The following is a 19,448-nucleotide window of genomic DNA, read 5'->3' as shown; positions in this document are numbered from 1 at the left end:
ATTCGGTACAGCACTTTCACGTCGGCGAAACTCTGCAATATCCCCCAGTCAGTCCCCTCTCCCTTTGGGACAGGGAGCCGACCGAGTTGTCTTGCGGGGTGCATCGACCTGAAAGACCGAGTCGATTATGGATTCGGTACAGCACTTTCACGTCGGCGAAACTCTGCAATATCCCCCAGTCAGTCCCCTCTCCCTTTGGGAGAGGGTTAGGGTGAGGGCTTTGCTTTTAGAGGTCGCCAAGCCCATCGATCAGCGCCTGATTCTGCTCCGGCGTACCAATCGAAATCCGCAGGAACTGCGCAATCCGCTCCTGCTTGAAGTGCCGCACAATCACACCCTGCTCACGCAGCTTGGCCGCCAGTCCTGCCGCATCGTGCTGCGGATGCCGGGCGAAGATGAAGTTGGCCGCCGACGGCAGCACTTCAAAACCCTTGGCTTGCAACTGCGCAATCACCCACTCACGGCTCTCGATCACCAAGCGGCAGGTCTTGTCGAAATATTCACGATCCTCGAACGCCGCCGCCGCACCGACAATGGCCAGGCGATCCAGCGGATAGGAGTTGAAGCTGTTCTTGATCCGCTCCAGCGCTTCGATCAGATCCGGATGGCCGACCGCCAGCCCCACGCGCAGCCCGGCCAGGGAGCGCGACTTGGACAGGGTCTGTGTCACCAGCAGGTTCGGATAACGGTCCACCAGACTGATCGCGGTTTCGCCGCCGAAGTCGATATACGCCTCGTCGACCACGACCACCGAATCCGGGCTGGCCTTGAGGATCTGCTCGACCGCGTCCAGCGCCAACAGGCAACCGGTGGGTGCGTTCGGATTCGGGAAAATGATCCCGCCGTTCGGCTTGGCATAGTCCGCCGGGTCGATCTGGAACTGCGCGTCCAGCGGCACCGCATCGAACTTGATGCCGTACAAACCGCAGTAAACCGGATAGAAGCTGTAGCTGATGTCCGGGAACAACAACGGCTGATCATGTTGCAGCAAACCGTGGAAGATGTGTGCGAGCACTTCGTCCGAACCGTTGCCCAGGAACACCTGACTGCTCTGCACGCCGTAATACTGGGCGACTGCGGTTTTCAGCAGGTCGCTGTTCGGGTCCGGGTACAGACGCAGGTTGTCATTCAGTTCCACCTGCATCGCCGCCAAGGCTTTTGGCGATGGGCCGTACGGATTTTCGTTGGTATTGAGCTTGACCAGTTTGGTCAGCTTCGGCTGTTCGCCCGGCACATACGGCACCAGATCCTTGACGAACGGGCTCCAGAATTTACTCATCGCTCAGTTCCCCTGCCCTTTTAGAAAGTCTTCGTCTTTGATGCGGTATTCGGCGCTGCGCGCGTGGGCGCTCAGCGATTCGCCACGAGCCAGCACGGATGCCGTTTTACCCAGCTCGGAAGCCCCGGCCTCGGAGCAGAAGATGATCGACGAGCGTTTCTGGAAGTCGTACACGCCCAGCGGCGAGGAGAACCGTGCGGTGCCGGAGGTCGGCAGCACGTGGTTCGGGCCTGCGCAGTAATCGCCCAGCGCCTCGGAAGTGTGGCGGCCCATGAAGATCGCGCCAGCGTGGCGGATCTGCGGCAGCCAGGCTTGCGGGTCAGCGACCGACAGCTCCAAGTGTTCCGGGGCAATACGGTTGGCGACTTCGATCGCTTGCGCCATGTCGCGCACGTGGATCAGTGCACCACGGCCATTGATCGAGGTTTCAATGATGGTCGCGCGGTCCATGGTCGGCAGCAGCTTGTCGATGCTCGCGGCGACCTTGTCGAGGAACTCGGCGTCCGGGCTGACCAGAATCGCCTGCGCGTCTTCGTCGTGCTCGGCTTGCGAGAACAGGTCCATGGCAATCCAGTCCGGATCGGTCTGGCCGTCGCACACCACAAGGATTTCCGAAGGGCCGGCGATCATGTCGATGCCGACCTGACCGAACACGTGGCGCTTGGCGGTGGCGACATAGATATTGCCCGGGCCAACCACTTTGTCGACCTGCGGCACGCTTTCGGTGCCATAAGCCAACGCGGCAACCGCTTGCGCGCCACCGATGGTGAACACCCGGTCAACGCCAGCGATGCACGCGGCCGCCAGCACCAGTTCGTTGATTTCACCGCGCGGGGTCGGCACGACCATGACCACTTCGGTCACACCAGCGACCTTGGCCGGAATCGCGTTCATCAGCACCGACGACGGATACGACGCCTTGCCACCCGGTACATAGAGACCCGCGCGATCCAGCGGCGTGACCTTCTGGCCGAGCACGGTGCCGTCGGCTTCGGTGTAGCTCCAGGAGTCCTGTTTCTGTTTTTCGTGGTAGCTGCGTACACGAGCTGCGGCTTTTTCCAACGCTTCGCGCTGCTCCACGGTAATGCGGGTCAGGGCCAGTTCCAGACGCTCGCGCGGCAGGATCAGGTCGGCCATCGAGGCGACTTCGAGGCCGTCGAACTTCTGGGTAAACTCGACCAGCGCCGCGTCACCGCGCTCGCGTACAGCCTTGATGATGTCCAGCACGCGCTGATTGACCGAGTCGTCAGACACACTTTCCCAGCTCAGCAGATGATCCAGATGATGCGCGAAATCCGGGTCAGCAGCGTTGAGTCGGCGAATTGCAGTCGGTGCGGTCATAGCGAGAGCCTCATAGGAATGGCAAAAACTCAGGCGCCCTAACTTAGCAGTCGTTTCCGCTTGGGCACCTGAGATTCTGGCTATGAGGCGGATAGACGGGCGCGACTCAGCGTCGCGCAGGTGAATCAGCCGCGGTGTCGCGATTCCACTGCGTTGCGCAGGGTATCGATCAACGCCTGGATTCGGGCGTGTTGCATTTTCATCGAAGCTTTATTGACCACCAGACGCGAGCTGATCGTGGCGATCAGTTCCTGGGGTTCCAGGCCATTGGCGCGCAGGGTGTTGCCGGTGTCGACCACGTCGATGATCTTGTCGGCCAGACCGATCAGCGGCGCCAGTTCCATCGAGCCGTACAGCTTGATGATATCGACCTGACGGCCCTGCTCGGCGTAGTAACGCTTGGCGACGTTGACGAACTTGGTCGCCACGCGCAGACGACCTTTTGGCTCCGGCGCGCCGATCTTGCCGGCAGTCATCAGCTTGCACTGGGCAATCTGCAGATCCAGAGGCTCGTAGAGACCCTGGCCGGTGTATTCCATCAACACGTCTTTACCGGCAACGCCGAGGTCAGCCGCGCCATGCTCGACGTAAGTCGGCACATCGGTGGCGCGCACGATCAGCAGACGAACGTCGTCCTGGGTCGTGGGAATGATCAGCTTGCGGCTCTTGTCCGGATTCTCGGTCGGCACAATGCCCGCTTCGGCGAGAAGCGGCAGGGTGTCGTCAAGGATGCGGCCCTTGGACAGTGCGATGGTCAACATGGGAAACGTCAGTCCTTATCAAGGTACTCATGTCCGGTCGCAATCGGCGCCGGACACACATCGAGGCGGAAACCGGCTCGACTCAAAACGAATTCAACGGACACGTCCCTGTGTCCCGATGCAGCAATCAGCCCGGAACGCGACGGATCTTGGCGCCCAGCATCTGCAGTTTTTCTTCGATGCACTCGTAACCACGGTCGATGTGGTAGATGCGGTCGATCAGCGTATCGCCTTCGGCAACCAGTGCCGAGATCACCAGGCTTGCCGAAGCACGCAGGTCGGTCGCCATCACTGGCGCGCCCTTGAGGACTTCAGTACCGGTGACGATGGCAGTGTTGCCTTCGACCTGGATCTTGGCGCCCATGCGGTGCAGTTCGTACACGTGCATGAAACGGTTTTCGAAGATCGTCTCGATCACGGCACCGGTGCCTTCGGCAATGGCGTTGAGCGAGATGAACTGGGCCTGCATGTCAGTCGGGAAAGCCGGGTACGGCGCGGTGCGCACGTTGACCGCTTTCGGACGCTTGCCGTGCATGTTCAGCTCGATCCAGTCTTCACCACAGGTGATTTCTGCGCCGGCTTCACGGAGTTTTTCCAGAACGGCTTCAAGGATGGTCGGATCAGTGTCCTTGACCTTAACGCGGCCGCCGGTCACGGCAGCGGCAACCAGGTAGGTGCCGGTTTCGATGCGGTCAGGCATGACCTTATAGAAAGCCGAACCCAGACGCTCGACGCCATCAATGGTGATGGTGTCGGTACCAGCGCCGGAAACCTTGGCGCCCATGGCGTTGAGGAAGTTCGCCAGGTCAACCACTTCAGGTTCACGGGCGGCGTTCTGCAACACGCTGCGACCCTTGGCCAGAGCAGCGGCCATCATGATGTTCTCGGTACCGGTTACGCTGACGGTATCGAAGAAGAAGTGCGCACCGCGCAAGCCACCTTCAGGCGCCTTGGCCTTGATGTAGCCGCCTTCGACGTCGATGACTGCGCCCATGGCTTCGAGGCCACGGATGTGCAGATCGACCGGACGCGAACCGATCGCGCAACCGCCAGGCAGTGCAACTTCGGCTTCACCAAAACGGGCAACCATCGGGCCCAGCACCAGAATCGACGCACGCATGGTTTTCACCAGTTCGTACGGCGCGATCAGGGTCTTGATGGTGCGCGGGTCGATTTCGACGCTGAGTTTCTCGTCGATCACCGGCTCAATGCCCATGCGACCGAACAGCTCGATCATGGTGGTGATGTCGTGCAGGTGCGGCAGGTTGCCAACGGTCACCGGGCCATCGCACAGCAGCGTGGCAGCCAGGATCGGCAGGGCAGAGTTCTTTGCCCCGGAAATACGGATCTCGCCATCAAGACGAGCGCCACCGGTAATAATCAATTTATCCATAAGAATCTCGACGCCCTTAGGCTCAGGTGCGCTCGGCCCAGGCCGCGCTGCTGAAAAATTTCATAGTGACCGCATGGATGCTGCCATCGGTGATCCATGGGTTCAAATGGGCATAGATCTGCTGCTGACGCTTCACCGGGCTCAACGCCGCCAGTTCATCGCTAATCACGTTCAGCTGGAAATTGCAGCCTTCGCCTTCAACTTCTACCAACGTTCCGGGCAGCTTTCCTTCAAGGAAGCTCTTCACTTCTACGGCCTGCATGCTCAACCTCAATCGGCGCCCTGTGCGCACGGGTCGGACATCATACAAAAAAGCCCCGCGCCTGCGAACCCCGCATTGGCAGGACTCTGACGGGGGGCTTCTTTATTGATGCGGGTTCAGGGTTGCGCCAACAGTTCGGTCAGTTCACTGACCTGAGCAATTTCGCGCATGTCTTCGGGCATCGCGCGGATGCTGACAGCCTTGCCGGCCGCGTTGGCATCGCGCATGAAGCACAGCAGCAACGACAAACCGACGCTGCTGGACTTCTTCACCGCCGAGCAGTCAATCACCAGCGAAGATGCCTTGCTCGATTTGATCAGCGCCTGGCCTTCCTTGCGCAGGTCGGCGCCGGTGCGGTAATCCAGCACTCCGCTGAGCAAAAGCTCGTCGACATCACTCATACGAACTGCGGCCTCATTCATTGCGCTGGCTTCTCGGCAGCTTTGTCCGTGGACTCTTTGGCCTTGGCGACTTCACCGGCCCAATTGTTGATGGTCTTGTCCAGGTCGTTGCCATTGCGCTGCATCGCGTCAGCGAACTGATCGCGGAACAACTTGCCGATGTTGATGCCGTTGATGATCACATTGCGCAGTTTCCACTCGCCACTGATCTTCTCCAGCGTGTACTGCACCGGATAGATCGCGCCGTTGCTACCCTTGACGGTCATGTTGACGCTGGTGCGATCGCCCGATTCGTCCCTGGCAGGATCAACGCTGATGCCCTGGTTGTTGTACTCGAGCAAGGCGTTGCCGTAGAACTGGAACAGGCCCTTCTTGAAGTTTTGTTCGAAGGTCTTCATCTGCGCCGGCGTGGCATTGCGCGAATACTTGACCGTCATGATGCTTTTGGAAATGCCTTCAGCGTCCACCGCAGGACCGACGATGGTATCCAACGCCGTGTAGAAACCCTGCGGATCCTGCTTGTACTTCTCTTTGTTGGCAGCCAGGTCGGCAAGCATCCGGTTAGTAGTGTCCTGAACCAGATCATGCGCGGATTGCCCAGGCGCAGCGTTAGCCATCAGAGGCAAGGCCGCGAGCAACACCAACAGGCCACGTCGCAAGGTAGAGATCATTCAAAAGCTCCTCATTTGGCATCTTTGCTAACGGTATTGAGCAGGAATTTACCGATCAGGTCTTCCAGTACCAGTGACGACTGCGTGTCGTGGATGGTTCCGCCATCCTTCAGCGGTTTGTCTTCCCCGCCGACGCTGATACCGATGTACTTCTCGCCCAGCAGACCAGCGGTCAGGATAGACGCAGTGGAGTCGGTCGGCAGATTGTCGACCTTTTTATCCACTTGCAGCGTGACCCGACCGGTGAAGCTGTCGCGATCCAGATCGATCGCCGTGACCTTACCGATGGTCACACCGGCCATGGTCACTTTGGCTCTGACCGTCAAACCGGCGATATTGTCAAAGTAGGCATACAGTTTATAGGTGTCGGTGGTCGATGTCGGAGACAGACCACTGACCCGCAAAGCAAGCAGCAACAAGGCCAGGATCCCTGCCAGCAGGAACAGGCCGACACCGATTTCCAGGGTGCGGTTTTGCATCAGAAATCTCCAAACATCAAAGCAGTCAGAATAAAGTCCAGACCCAGTACCGCCAGCGAGGCGAATACCACGGTCTTGGTGGTGGCGCGACTGATGCCCTCGGAAGTGGGCTCACAGTCATAGCCTTGGAATACGGCAATCCAGGTCACTACAAAGGCAAAAACAATACTTTTGATCACGCCATTGAGCACGTCACTGGTGAAATTCACGCTGTTCTGCATGTTCGCCCAATAAGAGCCTTCATACACACCCAGCCAGTCGACAGCCACCCACGAACCACCCCAGATGCCCACCACACTGAAAATCATCGCCAGCACCGGCAGGGAAATGAAGCCGGCCCACAGGCGCGGGGCAATGATGTACTTGAGCGGATCGACACCGATCATTTCCAGGCTGGAAAGCTGCTCAGTGGACTTCATGTTGCCGATCTCGGCGGTCAGTGCCGAACCGGCACGACCGGCGAACAACAGCGCCGTCACCACCGGACCCAGCTCACGCAGCAAGGTCAGCGCCACCATCTGCCCCACCGCCTGTTCCGAACCGTAGCTCGACAGAATGCTGAAGCCTTGCAGCGCCAGCACCATGCCGATGAAGATCCCGGAAACGACGATGATCACCAGCGACATCACGCCGACCGAATGCAACTGTTTGACCAGCAGACCGAAACCGCCACTGATCCCGCCACGCCCCAGCAGGGCATGAAACAGGAACAGCGTCGCACGACCGAACACCGCAACGGCATCGATCGCCGCCTCGCCGAACCGGCGCACGCGTTCTATTAATGAAATTCTGCGCATCAGCGCTTCCCCAGAAGATCTGCGCGGTAATCCGTCGCTGGAAAATGGTACGGCACCGGGCCATCGGGATCGCCGGTCATGAACTGACGGATACGCGGCTCGTCCGAGTTCATCAACTCGTCCGGCGTACCCTGCCCCAGCACCTGACCGTCACCGACCACATAGATGTAGTCGGCGATGCTCGCGGTTTCGGCCAGATCGTGAGAGACCACGATACTGGTGATCCCCAGCGCATCGTTGAGCAGGCGAATCAGGCGGACCAGCACGCCCATGGCGATCGGGTCCTGCCCGACGAACGGTTCGTCGTACATGAGGATCTGCGGATCGAGCGCAATCGCCCGCGCCAGTGCGACGCGGCGCTTCATGCCACCGGACAGCTCATCCGGCATCAACTCGATGGCGCCGCGCAGACCGACCGCCTGCAATTTGAGCAGGACGATGTCGCGGATCATTTCTTCCGGCAAATCGGTATGAACACGCAGGGGGAAAGCCACGTTCTCGAATACATCGAGATCGGTGAACAGCGCGCCGCTTTGAAACAGCACACCCATGCGCTTTCGCGCATCGAACAGATCGCTGCGCGAAAGCGCAGGCAGGTTCTGGCCGTTGACCCAGACTTCGCCGCTGGCAGGGCGCAGTTGTGCGCCCATCAATCGCAGCAGCGTGGTCTTGCCACACCCGGAAGGTCCCATGATGCCGGTGACCTTGCCGCGCGGTATGCGAATATCGACGTTATTGAAAATGCTGCGCGCACCGCGCTTGAAGGAGACTCCCTTCAGCTCGACCGCGTAGGCGTTATCGGCACTCATCTAAACTCCTTGCGATGCAGCCTCTCACTCGGACGCCTGTCTTTACTTGAAAAGTACGTACATCCCGGGCAGGCCGAACTGGCGGCGAACTATATCACTGCAAAGGTGAAGCGCCCAAGGCTTGTACCAGTCTGTGTTCGGCGATATGACAGGTGCGCAGGCTCGTTTCCCGGGTTTTGGTAACGAGTAATGACAAAGCACGACGAACTTGCGTGAGGCTTTGCAACATAACCGCTATAATCGCCGCCTTTTCATCGGGCTATACGATTTCTGACATGAGCCAATCCAGCGACCTGATTCAATCGGCACAACGCACCATCCAACTCGAAGTGGAGGCCGTACAAGGCTTGTTGCCCCATATCGATGCCGATTTCGTACGCGCTTGCGAGATGATTCTGGCCAGTAAAGGCCGTGTAGTCGTGGTCGGCATGGGCAAGTCCGGGCACATCGGCAACAAGATTGCCGCCACCCTGGCCAGCACCGGTACTCCTGCTTTCTTTGTCCACCCGGCCGAAGCCAGCCATGGCGACATGGGCATGATCACTCGTGACGATGTGATCCTCGCTCTGTCGAACTCCGGCTCGACCAATGAAATCGTAACCCTGCTGCCGCTGATCAAACGCCTGGGCATCCAGTTGATCAGCGTCACCGGCAACCCGCAATCGCCGCTGGCCAAGGCTGCCGAGGTCAATCTCAATGTTCACGTCGAGCATGAAGCCTGCCCGCTGAACCTGGCGCCGACGTCCTCGACCACCGCTGCGCTGGTCATGGGTGACGCGCTGGCCGTCGCCTTGCTGGAAGCACGCGGCTTCACCGCCGAAGATTTCGCTTTCTCGCACCCGGGTGGCGCCCTCGGCCGTCGCCTGCTGCTGAAAGTGGAAAACGTCATGCACGCTGGGCAGGAGTTGCCGCAAGTCCAACGCGGCACGCTGCTCAAGGACGCATTGATGGAAATGACCCGTAAAGGTCTGGGCATGACCGTCATCCTCGAAACTGACGGTAAACTGGCCGGGATCTTCACTGACGGCGACTTGCGTCGCACACTGGATCGCAGCATCGACATTCGCAGCGCCACCATCGACCAGGTAATGACGGCCCACGGCAAGACCGCACGGCCCGAGATGCTGGCCGCCGAAGCCCTGAAAATCATGGAAGATCACCGAATCAACGCACTGGTCGTCGTAGACGAAGAAGATCGCCCGGTCGGCGCCTTCAACCTCTCCGATCTGCTGCGCGCAGGAGTCATGTAATGAACAACGATCTGCTGCAACGCGGCAAAGCGATCAAACTGGCGGTTTTCGACGTCGACGGTGTCCTCACTGACGGGCGTCTGTACTTCCTTGAAGACGGCAGCGAATTCAAGACCTTCAACACGCTCGACGGCCAAGGTATCAAAATGCTGATGAATGCGGGCGTGCAGACCGCTATCATCAGCGGTCGCAAGACCCCGGTGGTCGAGCGTCGCGCGAAAAACCTGGGGATTCCCCACCTGTTTCAGGGCCGTGAAGACAAACTGGTCGTTCTCGACGGCCTGCTTGAGCAACTAGGTCTAAGTTATGAAGAGGTCGCCTATCTCGGTGACGACCTGCCCGACCTTCCGGTAATCCGCCGGGTGGGCCTGGGCATGGCCGTGGCCAACGCTGCCGATTTCGTCCGCGAGCACGCCCATGGCGTCACCCGCGCCCGTGGTGGCGAAGGTGCCGCCCGCGAATTCTGCGAATTGATCCTGCGCGCCCAGGGCCGCCTCGATGCGGCCAACGCCGCGTACCTGTGAGCCAAACCATGTTCAGCAAAAAATTTCGCAACTTCCTGCTGTTCGGCTGCATCGCCGCGATATTTGCTGCGGTGGGCTACTGGAACATCAGCCCGGAACGCTTCCTTGACAAGCCGCCCGTCTCGACCGCCGAGAATCCGATCGACTGGTACGCGACCAACACACACACCATTCAGTACTTGCCCGATGGCAAGGTGCAGTACGAGATGACTTCCGACAAGGCCGAGCACGTCAAGGCCACCGATATCACTCTGGTCACCAAGCCGGATCTGAACATGTATCGCGGCACTGACTTCCCATGGCACGTGACCAGCGAGCGTGGCGAAGTGAACTCGGGCGGCACCGAAGTCGAACTGATCGACTCGGTACGCGTACAGCGCACCGATGAGAAAAACCGCGGCACCCTGATCACCAGCACCCGCATGACCGTGTTCCCGCAGCAAGAATATGCGCAGACCGAGCAACCCGTTAGAATCGAGGGCGCTGGCGGTGTATCGACTGGCGTCGGAATGAAAGCGTACCTGAAGGAAAGCAGGATACACCTGCAATCGAACGTAAGAGGACAGTATGAGGCTCGTTAAAACCCTCCCTATTTTGCTCAGTCTGGGCGCAGCACTGGGAAGCGTGAGCGCCTGGGCTCTGCCGAACGATCAGCAGCAACCTATCCGCATTCAGGCCGACGACGCCCAACTGGACGACAAGAACGGCATCGCAACCTATAAAGGTGATGTGATCATTACCCAGGGCTCGATGATCGTTAAAGGCAACACGGTGACCATCACTCGCACCCCGGCCGGTGATATCGACGTCGTGACGTCGGTGGGCAATCTCGCCTATTTCGAGCAACTGCAAACTCAAGGTGACGCCAAGCCCGTGCAGGGCTGGGGCGTGACGATTCAGTACCACGCCGCGCAAAACCGCGTTGTGCTGATCGACAAGGCCAAGGTTGTCGACAAGGACAACAACACGACTCAGGGCGAGAAAATCGTCTATGACACCGTGAAGAAACTGGCCAGCGCCGGTCGCGCTACCGGCAGCAAGGTCACCGAGGCGCGTCCGCGCATCGACATGGTGATCCAGCCGAAGAAGAAAACCGACGAGAAAACCCAGTAATGGCAACTCTGAAAGCTCAGCACCTGGCCAAGGCCTATAAAAGCCGCCAGGTCGTGCGTGACGTCAGCCTGTCGATCGACAGCGGCCAGATCGTCGGCCTGCTCGGCCCCAACGGCGCCGGCAAGACCACGTGCTTCTACATGATCGTCGGCCTGGTACAGGCCGATCAGGGCCGCGTACTGATCGATGATCTGGACGTCAGCCATCAGCCGATGCACGGCCGTGCAAAGGCTGGCATCGGCTATTTGCCGCAAGAAGCGTCGATCTTCCGCAAACTGTCGGTGGCCGACAACATCATGGCCATCCTCGAGACTCGTCAGGAACTCGACAAGGCCGGCCGTCGCAAGGAGCTGGAAAGCCTGCTGCAGGAATTCCACATCAGCCACATCCGCGACAACCTTGGCATGAGCCTGTCCGGTGGTGAACGCCGCCGCGTGGAAATCGCTCGCGCACTGGCAACTGCACCGAAATTCATCCTGCTCGACGAACCGTTCGCCGGTGTCGACCCGATCTCGGTCGGCGACATCAAGCAGATCATCCACCACCTCAAGGCCAAGGGTATCGGTGTGTTGATCACCGACCACAACGTCCGTGAGACGCTGGACATCTGCGAAACCGCTTACATCGTCAACGATGGTCAACTGATCGCTGAAGGCGACGCAGAAACCATCCTGGCCAACGATCTGGTCAAGGAAGTGTATCTGGGCCACGAGTTCCGCCTGTAAGCGCAACAGTGCCCGGTGCGCCGCCGGGGCGCTGTATCGATTCAAGCAGGATTTAATACGCTTTAATTGTTACAGCGCTCTAGGCAAACACTTCAGTTTCAGGCATATAATTTGCTTAAGTTTGGCGCTTCGGCGCCCTGTAGTGGATGGCGCATAGCGCCGGCGAATAAGGTGTTAAGCCCCTGCCATGAAACCATCGCTAGTCTTGAGAATGGGCCAGCAGCTGACGATGACACCGCAGCTGCAACAGGCCATCCGCCTGCTCCAATTGTCGACCCTGGATCTGCAACAGGAAATCCAGGAGGCGCTGGAATCCAATCCGATGCTCGAACGCCAGGAAGAAGGCGACGACTTCGACAATTCCGACCCAATGGCCGACAACGCCGAACAGAAGCCCAACACCGAGATCCAGGAACCCTCGTATCAGGAAACCGCGCCGACGGTGGACAACCTCGAGGAAGGTGACTGGAGCGAACGTATCCCCAACGAACTGCCAGTCGATACCGCGTGGGAAGACGTCTACCAGACCAGCGCCAGCAGCCTGCCGAGCAGCGATGACGACGAGTGGGACTTCACCACCCGCACCTCGGCCGGCGAGAGCCTGCAAAGCCACCTGCTGTGGCAACTGAACCTCGCACCGATGTCCGACACCGATCGCCTGATCGCCGTCACCCTGATCGATTGCATCAACAATCAGGGCTATCTGGATGAAACCCTCGAAGAGATTCTCGAGGCGTTCGATCCGGAACTGGACATCGAACTCGACGAAATCGAAGCCGTTCTGCACCGTATCCAGCAGTTCGAACCGGCCGGCATCGGTGCGCGCAACCTTAGTGAATGCCTGTTGCTGCAATTGCGTCAGTTACCCGCCAAGACGCCTTGGCTGACTGAAGCGAAACGTTTGGTCAGCGATTACATCGACCTGCTCGGCAGCCGCGACTACAGCCAGTTGATGCGCCGGATGAAGCTCAAGGAAGACGAGCTGCGCCAGGTCATCGAACTGGTACAAAGCCTCAATCCGCGCCCGGGCTCGCAAATCGAGTCCACCGAAGCCGAATACGTTGTCCCTGACGTTATCGTGCGCAAGGACAACGAGCGCTGGCTGGTCGAACTCAATCAGGAATCGGTGCCGCGTCTGCGCGTCAACGCCCAGTACGCCGGTTTCGTCCGCCGTGCCGACACCAGCGCCGACAACACCTTCATGCGCAATCAGTTGCAGGAAGCCCGCTGGTTCATCAAGAGCCTGCAAAGCCGCAACGAAACCCTGATGAAAGTAGCCACCCAGATCGTCGAGCATCAGCGCGGTTTTCTGGAATACGGCGACGAAGCCATGAAACCGTTGGTCCTGCACGACATCGCTGAAGCGGTCGGCATGCACGAATCGACGATTTCCCGGGTGACTACGCAGAAATTCATGCATACCCCGCGCGGTATTTATGAACTGAAATACTTTTTCTCCAGCCACGTCAGTACCTCCGAAGGCGGCGAATGCTCGTCCACGGCGATCCGCGCGATCATCAAAAAACTGGTTGCCGCGGAAAATCAGAAAAAGCCGTTGAGTGACAGCAAGATCGCTGGTTTACTGGAGGCACAAGGCATTCAGGTGGCTCGCCGCACCGTCGCCAAGTACCGCGAATCCCTCGGGATCGCGCCTTCGAGCGAACGCAAGCGGTTGATGTAAGCCACGTTACAGCGTTCCAGTGGCAGGCTATCCAGCCTGCCGCTTTATGCACTGGCAACGAAGGAGAAGCTGTATGCAAGTCAACATCAGTGGACACCAACTGGAAGTGACCCAACCTCTGCGCGCCTATATCGAGGAAAAACTCCAACGACTGGAGCGCCATTTCGACAAGATCACCAACGTGCAGGTCACGATGTGCGTCGAAAAGCTGAAGCAGAAAATCGAAGCCACCTTGCATATACCCGGCAGCGAAGTGGTCGCCAACGCGGAACATACCGATATGTACGCGGCGATCGACGCCTTGACCGACAAGCTGGATAAACAACTCAAAAAGCATAAGGAAAAGACCCAGAGCCTGCTCCAGGGCGCGACCGGTCGATAACCCCCCACCCCATGATCCGACTTGAAAGTATCCTGACCCCCGGCCGTTCCCTCGTGAACGTGCCGGGCGGCAGCAAAAAGAAAGCCCTCGAACAAATTGCCAACCTGATCGCCCGAGAAGTGCCGGATCTGGAGATGCAAGATGTCTTCGAGGCGTTGATTGCCCGTGAAAAACTCGGTTCTACCGGTTTTGGTAACGGCATCGCCATCCCCCATTGCCGCCTCAAGGGTTGCACAGCACCGATCAGTGCGCTGATGCACCTTGACGCTCCAATTGATTTCGACGCCATTGACGGCGCACCGGTTGACCTCCTGTTCGTCCTGCTGGTCCCGGAGGCTGCCACCGATGCGCATCTGGAGTTGCTGCGTCAGATCGCCAGCATGCTTGATCGCAAGGAAGTGCGCGAAAAACTGCGCAGCGCACCGAGTAGCGAAGCCTTGTATCAGGTCGTCCTGAGCGAGCAGAACGGGCATTAATCATGCGTTTGATCATCGTCAGTGGCCGCTCCGGCTCGGGTAAAAGCACAGCTCTGGATGTTCTTGAGGACAACGGCTATTACTGCATCGACAACCTGCCCGCAGGCCTGCTGCCGGAACTGGCCGAACGCGCGCTGATTCACACCGAACTGGCGCAACCGCTGGTAGCCGTATCGATTGATGCACGCAACCTGCCGAGCCACCTTTCTCGTTTCCCCGAACTGCTTGAAGATGTCCGAAGCAAGCACATCCAGTGCGACGTCCTGTATCTGGATGCCGACGAGGAAACCCTGCTCAAGCGTTTTTCTGAAACGCGCCGTCGCCATCCCCTGAGCAACGCCAATCGCTCGCTGGCCGAGGCGATCCAGGATGAAACCGCCCTGCTCGGCCCGATTGCCGACCTCGCTGACCTGAAGATCAACACCACCAACCTGAACCTGTACCAGTTGCGCGACTCGATCAAGCTGCGTCTGCTGAACCAGCCGGAGCCTGGTACGGCTTTCCTGGTCGAGTCATTCGGCTTCAAGCGCGGCATGCCTGTGGATGCGGATCTGGTATTCGATGTGCGCTGCCTGCCCAATCCGTACTGGAAGCCGGAACTGCGCGCGCAATCAGGTCTCGATGCGCCGGTGGCCGAATACCTTGCAGCACAGCCGGAAGTCGAAGAAATGTTTCAGGACATCTTCACCTACCTGCAAAAGTGGCTGCCGCGCTTCGCCGCGAGCAACCGCGCCTACGTCACCATTGCCATTGGCTGCACCGGCGGGCATCACCGTTCCGTCTACCTGACCGAACGTCTGGGTCAGGCCCTGCAGAAAACCCTGAAGAACGTCCAGGTTCGCCACCGCGACCTCACTTAAAGGATTCACTCCGCGATGCCTGCTCGTGAAATCGAAATCATCAACAAATTAGGTCTACATGCCCGGGCATCGGCTAAATTTGTCGGCGTGGCCGGCAAGTTTCCGGAGACGATGATAAGAGTCGGTCGAACGCCCGAAACAGCAGTGGACGGTAAAAGCATCATGGCGATGATGATGCTTGCGGCCGGCAAGGGCACCAAAATCCATTTGAGCACCGAAGGTGAACAGGCCGAAGAGGCAATGGATGCCTTGGTGGCGCTGATCAACAACTACTTCGACGAAGGCGGTTGATCCGCCACTGAGGGAGCTTGCTCCCTCCTTACCTTCATTCAGCCCAGCGCCGTATCCATCACCATCATCAAACAAAACCCGATCAACAAGCCAAGACTGGCCAGCTTGTCATGACCATGGCGTCGCGACTCGGGTATCACTTCGTGGGTCACCACCAGCAACATCGCCCCCGCCGCCAATGCCAGACCTAATGGCAACAACACCTGCGCCAGACTCACAAGCCACGCACACAACAGCGCAAACACCGGCTCGACCAGACCTGACGCCGCACCAATCAGGAACGCCCTGACCCGCGACATTCCCGCCCCAGCCAGTACCAAGGCAATCACCAGTCCTTCCGGCACATCCTGCAGAGCGATGCCCATGGCCAGACTGTCCGCATCCGGCATGCCGCCGCCAGCGGAAACGCCAACGGCCATGCCTTCCGGGATATTATGGGCAATGATGGCGAACACGAACAGCCAGATCCGTGGCGGAATCACCGGATGCTCGACAGTGCCGACGAGCATTTCCGCAGAAGCGCCGGACACCTTGCGATCAACCAGATACAGCCCGAACGCACCGAGCATGATGCCGAAGCAGATCAGGCCGCTGGCGCCCCACGGGGTCAGTCCGAGGCTTTCGGCGGCGGCAATGCCCGGCACGATCAACGAAAAAGCGGTCGCCGCCAGCATCACCCCGGCACCAAAACCCAGCAAGGTATCACTGAGTGTCTGCGGCATCCGCCGAATCACCAGCACCGGGACAGCGCCAAGCGCCGTGCCGAGGGCGCAGATCGCGCCGCCCTGCAACGCCCGCAACAGCCTTGGCTCCAGATCCAGCCATTGCAGTGCGTGACCGACCAGCAAGGTCATGCCCGCCAACAGCAACAGCGATCCCACCGCGTAACGAAACATACGCCCACTTCCGATCGCCAGTGTTTCAGTGCCCATAGTCAGCCCTGGATTGTTTTTATAGGAGGCTTAAACCAGTGCGGCCTGATAGCGCGCAGCCACTTCAGGCCAGTTGATCACGTTGTAAAAGGCGTTGATGTATTCCGGGCGACGGTTCTGATAGCGCAGGTAATAGGCGTGCTCCCAGACGTCGAGACCAAGAATCGGCGTGTTGCCGTTCATCAGCGGGCTGTCCTGGTTGCCGCTGCTTTCCACGATGAGCTTTTTCTCCGGGGTCACGCTCAGCCACGCCCAGCCGCTGCCGAAACGGGTCAGCGCGGCTTTGGTGAAAGCTTCCTTGAAGCTGTCGAGGCCGCCCAGTTGCTCATCGATGGCCTTGGCCAGCGCACCATCAGGCTTGCCGCCACCGCTCGGCACCATCACTTCCCAGAACAATGAGTGATTAGCGTGACCGCCGCCCTGATTGATCACCGCCGCTCGAAGCTTTTCCGGCAGTTGTTGAACACTGGAAACGAGTTTTTCCACCGGCCATTCGGCGTATTCAGTGCCTTCTACTGCCGCGTTGAGGTTGTTGATGTAAGTCTGATGATGCTTGGTGTAATGAATCTCCATGGTTTGTGCATCGATATGCGGTTCGAGGGCGTCGTAGGCGTAAGGCAGGGCCGGCAAGGTAAAAGCCATTTCAATGGACTCCATGGTGATGAGAGGCAGGCGCGCGGCGCGCATTGCCGGTATCGGGGTGCAGCAGGCGCTGGGTACGCGGGTACTCGCCGTGCTCGCTGATGAAATTCAACAGCTCGACGTAGGTTTTGCTGCTCTGGCGCAACGCCGCTTCACGCAGGGCCAGGCGCTGACGTTCGTCCTGCATGGTCTGCAACAAGCGTTGATGGATGGCGCAAAGGTATTCGGCGCTTTCCTCCGGCTGATTCAGGCGCAGGTGCAGGTCCGCCAGGTTATGGTGGGAGATGACGCAAGCCGCCACCGCTTCGTCGGCATTCGCCCAACGTTCGAACAACACTTGCGCCAGGGCCAGGGCTTGCAGGTAAGCCTCACGGGCGTCGATCAGTTCGCCGAGCATGAAGCAGCGATTGGCCCGTTCGATCGTGCGTTTCCAGTGCTCCATGGTGAGCCTCCAAAGCGGTTGCGGGGTTTACACGCCGCCGGCGGTGAGTTTCTCGGGGTTGAGCAACTCTTCAAGTTGGCTGCGTGACAGGTCGGTGTGTTCCAGAGCGACGTCGATTACCGCGCGGCCTTCCTGGTAGGCCTGCTTGGCAATTTCAGCGGCTTTCTGGTAACCGATGATCGGGTTCAGTGCGGTCACCAGAATCGGGTTACGCGACAACGCTTCTTTCAAGCGCGATTCGTTGACCTTGAAGTTGGCGATGGCTTTGTCGCCGAGCACGCGGCTGGAATTGGCCAGCAGTTCGATGCTGCTCAACAGGTTCTGCGCGATGATCGGCAGCATCACGTTCAGTTCGAAATTGCCCGACTGGCCGGCGATGGTGATCACCGAATCATTGCCGATCACTTGTGCTGCAACCATGGCAGTGGCTTCCGGGATCACCGGATTGACTTTGCCCGGCATGATCGACGAGCCCGGTTGCAGGGCTTCGAGTTCGATTTCGCCGAGGCCGGCGAGCGGGCCGGAGTTCATCCAGCGCAGGTCGTTGGCGATTTTCATCAGCGACACTGCGGTGGCCTTGAGCTGGCCAGAGACGGCGACGGCGGTGTCCTGCGAGCCGATCAGCGCGAACAGATCCTTGCCCGGGGTGAATTGCACGTCGGTCAATTGGCTTAGATGACGGCTGAATCGAGCGGCGAATTCAGGATGCGCGTTGATCCCGGTGCCGACCGCCGTGCCGCCCTGCGCCAGCGATTGCAGGCTCGGCAGCAAATCCTGCAAATGCGCGATGTTGGCTTTGAGCTGCTGCGCCCAGCCATTGAGTACCTGGCTCATGCGCACCGGCATCGCGTCCATCAAATGCGTGCGGCCGGTTTTGACGTGATGATGTACTTGCGTGGCTTTTTGCTCGATCACTTGCACCAGATGCAGCAGCGCCGGCAACAGTTGCTCATGCAGGGCCAGCGCAGCGCTGACGTGGATGGTGGTCGGGATGATGTCGTTGCTGCTCTGGCCGCAGTTGACGTGATCGTTGGCGTTCACCGGTTCACCGAGCAGACGGCTGGCCAGGGTCGCAATCACTTCGTTGGCGTTCATGTTCGAGCTGGTGCCGGAGCCGGTCTGGAAGATATCCACCGGGAAATGCGGCATGAAGTCGCCTTCAAGCAAGCCTTGCGCGGCGTCGCTGATGGCTTTGCCCTGGGCGGCGCTGATCTGATTGAGCTCAACGTTGGCGCGGGCGGCGGCGGCTTTGGCGAGGATCAGCGCGCGGATGAACTGCGTCGGCATCGGTTTGCCGCTGATCGGGAAGTTATCCACCGCGCGCTGGGTTTGCGCGCCGTAGAGAGCGTCCACCGGCACCTGCAGGTCGCCCATGCTGTCGCGCTCAATGCGTGTCTTGGTCATCTGAAAATCCTTGCACCAGTTCAATTAGGGGAATCGAGGGCAGCAGTTCGCAGGTGGCGAGCTGCCAGGTGTAGCGTTGCCAGCGCTGGAGCCGGCATTTGCACAGGGACAGGCGCTCCATTTCACGCAGCGGGCGCCAGGCTTGATCGAGACAGAAGCTGCGCCAGTGCCACGGCAACGCGATGTCGGTGGCCGTGTCGAGCAGCAGGCGGAAGGAGGTTTCAGCGATGGTCCAGGGAGAAGTCGCCGTACAGCAGGCCAGATACCGGCCTTCGGCCAGATAGTGTTCGATCAGGCGCGGTTCGTCGGGATCCATCGCGCAACGGATCTGGCGACTCATCCAGCGCCAGCTTTCGAGGTAAGGCTGCTCGTGCAAGGCAGAACTCATGATCCGGGGCTCATCCGATAATGAGATTTATTATTAGATGATAATGAGAACCAAAACAAGAGCGCCGAGTTACTCCAATTTATTGTAGGAGCGAGCCTGCTCGCGAAGGCGTCGTGTCAGTCAACGCTGCAGTCAGCTGTTAAAT

25 protein-coding genes are annotated in these 19,448 nt (G+C 59.2%); 10 read left to right on the top strand and 15 right to left on the bottom strand.

Annotated elements, in window-relative coordinates; genetic code table 11:
* Positions 1-226: 226 nt before the first annotated feature.
* From hisC to M9827_RS24500, 10 genes are all read right to left on the bottom strand, one after another.
* Positions 227-1,279, bottom strand: coding sequence for a histidinol-phosphate transaminase (gene hisC / locus M9827_RS24545; RefSeq protein ID WP_250607641.1), 1,053 nt, complete (start codon positions 1,277-1,279; stop codon positions 227-229).
* 3 nt (positions 1,280-1,282) lie between these two features.
* Positions 1,283-2,620: a histidinol dehydrogenase gene (gene hisD, locus M9827_RS24540; RefSeq protein WP_250607639.1), complete on the bottom strand. Its 1,338-nt coding sequence runs from the start codon at positions 2,618-2,620 to the stop codon at positions 1,283-1,285.
* A gap of 125 nt (positions 2,621-2,745) precedes the next feature.
* Positions 2,746-3,381, bottom strand: coding sequence for an ATP phosphoribosyltransferase (gene hisG, locus M9827_RS24535; RefSeq protein ID WP_007912384.1), 636 nt, complete (start codon positions 3,379-3,381; stop codon positions 2,746-2,748).
* A 127-nt stretch (positions 3,382-3,508) separates the two neighbouring features.
* Positions 3,509-4,774, bottom strand: coding sequence for a UDP-N-acetylglucosamine 1-carboxyvinyltransferase (murA, locus tag M9827_RS24530; RefSeq protein ID WP_007912385.1), 1,266 nt, complete (start codon positions 4,772-4,774; stop codon positions 3,509-3,511).
* Between the two features lie 22 nt (positions 4,775-4,796).
* Positions 4,797-5,036, bottom strand: a complete 240-nt coding sequence (locus M9827_RS24525; protein WP_007912386.1) for a BolA family protein — start codon at positions 5,034-5,036, stop codon at positions 4,797-4,799.
* A gap of 116 nt (positions 5,037-5,152) precedes the next feature.
* Positions 5,153-5,458, bottom strand: coding sequence for an STAS domain-containing protein (locus tag M9827_RS24520; protein ID WP_250607637.1), 306 nt, complete (start codon positions 5,456-5,458; stop codon positions 5,153-5,155).
* On the bottom strand, positions 5,455-6,108 hold the full coding sequence (locus tag M9827_RS24515) for an MlaC/ttg2D family ABC transporter substrate-binding protein (protein ID WP_250607635.1): 654 nt from the start codon (positions 6,106-6,108) through the stop codon (positions 5,455-5,457). Before M9827_RS24515 ends, M9827_RS24520 begins: the two co-directional genes overlap by 4 nt.
* 11 nt (positions 6,109-6,119) lie before the next feature.
* Positions 6,120-6,587 (bottom strand): outer membrane lipid asymmetry maintenance protein MlaD, encoded by a 468-nt coding sequence (gene mlaD / locus M9827_RS24510; protein WP_007912400.1) that lies wholly within the window; start codon positions 6,585-6,587, stop codon positions 6,120-6,122.
* A complete protein-coding gene (mlaE, locus tag M9827_RS24505; protein WP_003221704.1) occupies positions 6,587-7,384 on the bottom strand; it encodes a lipid asymmetry maintenance ABC transporter permease subunit MlaE in 798 nt (265 codons plus the stop codon). Before mlaE ends, mlaD begins: the two co-directional genes overlap by 1 nt.
* The gene (locus tag M9827_RS24500) at positions 7,384-8,193 is read right to left on the bottom strand and encodes an ATP-binding cassette domain-containing protein (RefSeq protein WP_250607633.1); all 810 of its coding nucleotides are present in this window, start codon (positions 8,191-8,193) and stop codon (positions 7,384-7,386) included. The genes mlaE and M9827_RS24500 overlap by 1 nt, the downstream gene beginning before the upstream one ends.
* A 275-nt stretch (positions 8,194-8,468) precedes the next feature.
* Between M9827_RS24500 and M9827_RS24495 the strand changes: the two genes are divergently transcribed.
* The 10 genes from M9827_RS24495 (at position 8,469) to M9827_RS24450 (ending at position 15,495) form a co-directional block, all read left to right on the top strand.
* A complete protein-coding gene (locus M9827_RS24495; RefSeq protein WP_007912405.1) occupies positions 8,469-9,443 on the top strand; it encodes a KpsF/GutQ family sugar-phosphate isomerase in 975 nt (324 codons plus the stop codon).
* Positions 9,443-9,967 (top strand): KdsC family phosphatase, encoded by a 525-nt coding sequence (locus M9827_RS24490; protein WP_141127747.1) that lies wholly within the window; start codon positions 9,443-9,445, stop codon positions 9,965-9,967. Before M9827_RS24495 ends, M9827_RS24490 begins: the two co-directional genes overlap by 1 nt.
* Positions 9,968-9,975: 8 nt before the next feature.
* Positions 9,976-10,548 (top strand): LPS export ABC transporter periplasmic protein LptC, encoded by a 573-nt coding sequence (lptC, locus tag M9827_RS24485; RefSeq protein WP_250607631.1) that lies wholly within the window; start codon positions 9,976-9,978, stop codon positions 10,546-10,548.
* Positions 10,535-11,080 carry a lipopolysaccharide transport periplasmic protein LptA gene (gene lptA / locus M9827_RS24480; RefSeq protein WP_007912414.1) on the top strand — a complete coding sequence of 182 codons (546 nt, stop codon included), beginning with the start codon at positions 10,535-10,537 and terminating at the stop codon, positions 11,078-11,080. Before lptC ends, lptA begins: the two co-directional genes overlap by 14 nt.
* Entirely contained in the window at positions 11,080-11,805 is a 726-nt protein-coding gene (gene lptB, locus M9827_RS24475) for an LPS export ABC transporter ATP-binding protein (RefSeq protein ID WP_008085069.1), read from the top strand. The genes lptA and lptB overlap by 1 nt, the downstream gene beginning before the upstream one ends.
* Before the next feature lie 187 nt (positions 11,806-11,992).
* Positions 11,993-13,486 carry an RNA polymerase factor sigma-54 gene (locus M9827_RS24470; protein WP_250607629.1) on the top strand — a complete coding sequence of 498 codons (1,494 nt, stop codon included), beginning with the start codon at positions 11,993-11,995 and terminating at the stop codon, positions 13,484-13,486.
* A 73-nt stretch (positions 13,487-13,559) separates the two neighbouring features.
* Entirely contained in the window at positions 13,560-13,868 is a 309-nt protein-coding gene (gene hpf, locus M9827_RS24465) for a ribosome hibernation-promoting factor, HPF/YfiA family (protein ID WP_250607627.1), read from the top strand.
* 11 nt (positions 13,869-13,879) lie between these two features.
* Complete coding sequence (ptsN, locus tag M9827_RS24460; protein ID WP_123451686.1) at positions 13,880-14,344, top strand: PTS IIA-like nitrogen regulatory protein PtsN; 465 nt, start codon at positions 13,880-13,882, stop codon at positions 14,342-14,344.
* Positions 14,345-14,346: 2 nt separating this feature from the next.
* A complete protein-coding gene (rapZ, locus tag M9827_RS24455; RefSeq protein WP_250607625.1) occupies positions 14,347-15,204 on the top strand; it encodes an RNase adapter RapZ in 858 nt (285 codons plus the stop codon).
* Positions 15,205-15,219: 15 nt separating this feature from the next.
* On the top strand, positions 15,220-15,495 hold the full coding sequence (locus tag M9827_RS24450; protein WP_250607623.1) for an HPr family phosphocarrier protein: 276 nt from the start codon (positions 15,220-15,222) through the stop codon (positions 15,493-15,495).
* Between the two features lie 38 nt (positions 15,496-15,533).
* On the opposite strand, the gene M9827_RS24445 is transcribed toward M9827_RS24450, so the two are convergent.
* From M9827_RS24445 to M9827_RS24425, 5 genes are read right to left on the bottom strand one after another with little or no spacing between them, the layout of a single operon-like run.
* Positions 15,534-16,427, bottom strand: a complete 894-nt coding sequence (locus tag M9827_RS24445; RefSeq protein WP_250607621.1) for a ZIP family metal transporter — start codon at positions 16,425-16,427, stop codon at positions 15,534-15,536.
* A 30-nt stretch (positions 16,428-16,457) separates the two neighbouring features.
* A complete protein-coding gene (locus M9827_RS24440; protein WP_250607619.1) occupies positions 16,458-17,069 on the bottom strand; it encodes a superoxide dismutase in 612 nt (203 codons plus the stop codon).
* Position 17,070: 1 nt separating this feature from the next.
* Positions 17,071-17,511 (bottom strand): DUF2753 family protein, encoded by a 441-nt coding sequence (locus tag M9827_RS24435; RefSeq protein WP_250607617.1) that lies wholly within the window; start codon positions 17,509-17,511, stop codon positions 17,071-17,073.
* Between the two features lie 27 nt (positions 17,512-17,538).
* Positions 17,539-18,915: a class II fumarate hydratase gene (locus M9827_RS24430; RefSeq protein ID WP_250607615.1), complete on the bottom strand. Its 1,377-nt coding sequence runs from the start codon at positions 18,913-18,915 to the stop codon at positions 17,539-17,541.
* Complete coding sequence (locus M9827_RS24425) at positions 18,896-19,303, bottom strand: FagA protein (RefSeq protein WP_250607613.1); 408 nt, start codon at positions 19,301-19,303, stop codon at positions 18,896-18,898. The genes M9827_RS24430 and M9827_RS24425 overlap by 20 nt, the downstream gene beginning before the upstream one ends.
* Positions 19,304-19,448: the final 145 nt, after the last annotated feature.

Origin of the sequence: Pseudomonas sp. AKS31, assembly GCF_023634765.1 — a bacterium.
Lineage (GTDB): Bacteria > Pseudomonadota > Gammaproteobacteria > Pseudomonadales > Pseudomonadaceae > Aquipseudomonas.
Note: the sequence above shows the minus strand (reverse complement) of the source record. Positions and strands in the feature narration are given on the sequence as shown.

Excerpts from the sequence above, each read along its gene's own strand:
- hisC (WP_250607641.1), bottom strand. The coding sequence starts at position 1,279 with ATGAGTAAATTCTGGAGCCCGTTCGTCAAGGATCTGGTGCCGTATGTG.
- hisD (WP_250607639.1), bottom strand. The coding sequence starts at position 2,620 with ATGACCGCACCGACTGCAATTCGCCGACTCAACGCTGCTGACCCGGAT.
- hisG (WP_007912384.1), bottom strand. The coding sequence starts at position 3,381 with ATGTTGACCATCGCACTGTCCAAGGGCCGCATCCTTGACGACACCCTG.
- murA (WP_007912385.1), bottom strand. The coding sequence starts at position 4,774 with ATGGATAAATTGATTATTACCGGTGGCGCTCGTCTTGATGGCGAGATC.
- M9827_RS24525 (WP_007912386.1), bottom strand. The coding sequence starts at position 5,036 with ATGCAGGCCGTAGAAGTGAAGAGCTTCCTTGAAGGAAAGCTGCCCGGA.
- M9827_RS24520 (WP_250607637.1), bottom strand. The coding sequence starts at position 5,458 with ATGAATGAGGCCGCAGTTCGTATGAGTGATGTCGACGAGCTTTTGCTC.
- M9827_RS24515 (WP_250607635.1), bottom strand. The coding sequence starts at position 6,108 with ATGATCTCTACCTTGCGACGTGGCCTGTTGGTGTTGCTCGCGGCCTTG.
- mlaD (WP_007912400.1), bottom strand. The coding sequence starts at position 6,587 with ATGCAAAACCGCACCCTGGAAATCGGTGTCGGCCTGTTCCTGCTGGCA.
- mlaE (WP_003221704.1), bottom strand. The coding sequence starts at position 7,384 with ATGCGCAGAATTTCATTAATAGAACGCGTGCGCCGGTTCGGCGAGGCG.
- M9827_RS24500 (WP_250607633.1), bottom strand. The coding sequence starts at position 8,193 with ATGAGTGCCGATAACGCCTACGCGGTCGAGCTGAAGGGAGTCTCCTTC.
- M9827_RS24495 (WP_007912405.1), top strand. The coding sequence starts at position 8,469 with ATGAGCCAATCCAGCGACCTGATTCAATCGGCACAACGCACCATCCAA.
- M9827_RS24490 (WP_141127747.1), top strand. The coding sequence starts at position 9,443 with ATGAACAACGATCTGCTGCAACGCGGCAAAGCGATCAAACTGGCGGTT.
- lptC (WP_250607631.1), top strand. The coding sequence starts at position 9,976 with ATGTTCAGCAAAAAATTTCGCAACTTCCTGCTGTTCGGCTGCATCGCC.
- lptA (WP_007912414.1), top strand. The coding sequence starts at position 10,535 with ATGAGGCTCGTTAAAACCCTCCCTATTTTGCTCAGTCTGGGCGCAGCA.
- lptB (WP_008085069.1), top strand. The coding sequence starts at position 11,080 with ATGGCAACTCTGAAAGCTCAGCACCTGGCCAAGGCCTATAAAAGCCGC.
- M9827_RS24470 (WP_250607629.1), top strand. The coding sequence starts at position 11,993 with ATGAAACCATCGCTAGTCTTGAGAATGGGCCAGCAGCTGACGATGACA.
- hpf (WP_250607627.1), top strand. The coding sequence starts at position 13,560 with ATGCAAGTCAACATCAGTGGACACCAACTGGAAGTGACCCAACCTCTG.
- ptsN (WP_123451686.1), top strand. The coding sequence starts at position 13,880 with ATGATCCGACTTGAAAGTATCCTGACCCCCGGCCGTTCCCTCGTGAAC.
- rapZ (WP_250607625.1), top strand. The coding sequence starts at position 14,347 with ATGCGTTTGATCATCGTCAGTGGCCGCTCCGGCTCGGGTAAAAGCACA.
- M9827_RS24450 (WP_250607623.1), top strand. The coding sequence starts at position 15,220 with ATGCCTGCTCGTGAAATCGAAATCATCAACAAATTAGGTCTACATGCC.
- M9827_RS24445 (WP_250607621.1), bottom strand. The coding sequence starts at position 16,427 with ATGGGCACTGAAACACTGGCGATCGGAAGTGGGCGTATGTTTCGTTAC.
- M9827_RS24440 (WP_250607619.1), bottom strand. The coding sequence starts at position 17,069 with ATGGCTTTTACCTTGCCGGCCCTGCCTTACGCCTACGACGCCCTCGAA.
- M9827_RS24435 (WP_250607617.1), bottom strand. The coding sequence starts at position 17,511 with ATGGAGCACTGGAAACGCACGATCGAACGGGCCAATCGCTGCTTCATG.
- M9827_RS24430 (WP_250607615.1), bottom strand. The coding sequence starts at position 18,915 with ATGACCAAGACACGCATTGAGCGCGACAGCATGGGCGACCTGCAGGTG.
- M9827_RS24425 (WP_250607613.1), bottom strand. The coding sequence starts at position 19,303 with ATGAGTTCTGCCTTGCACGAGCAGCCTTACCTCGAAAGCTGGCGCTGG.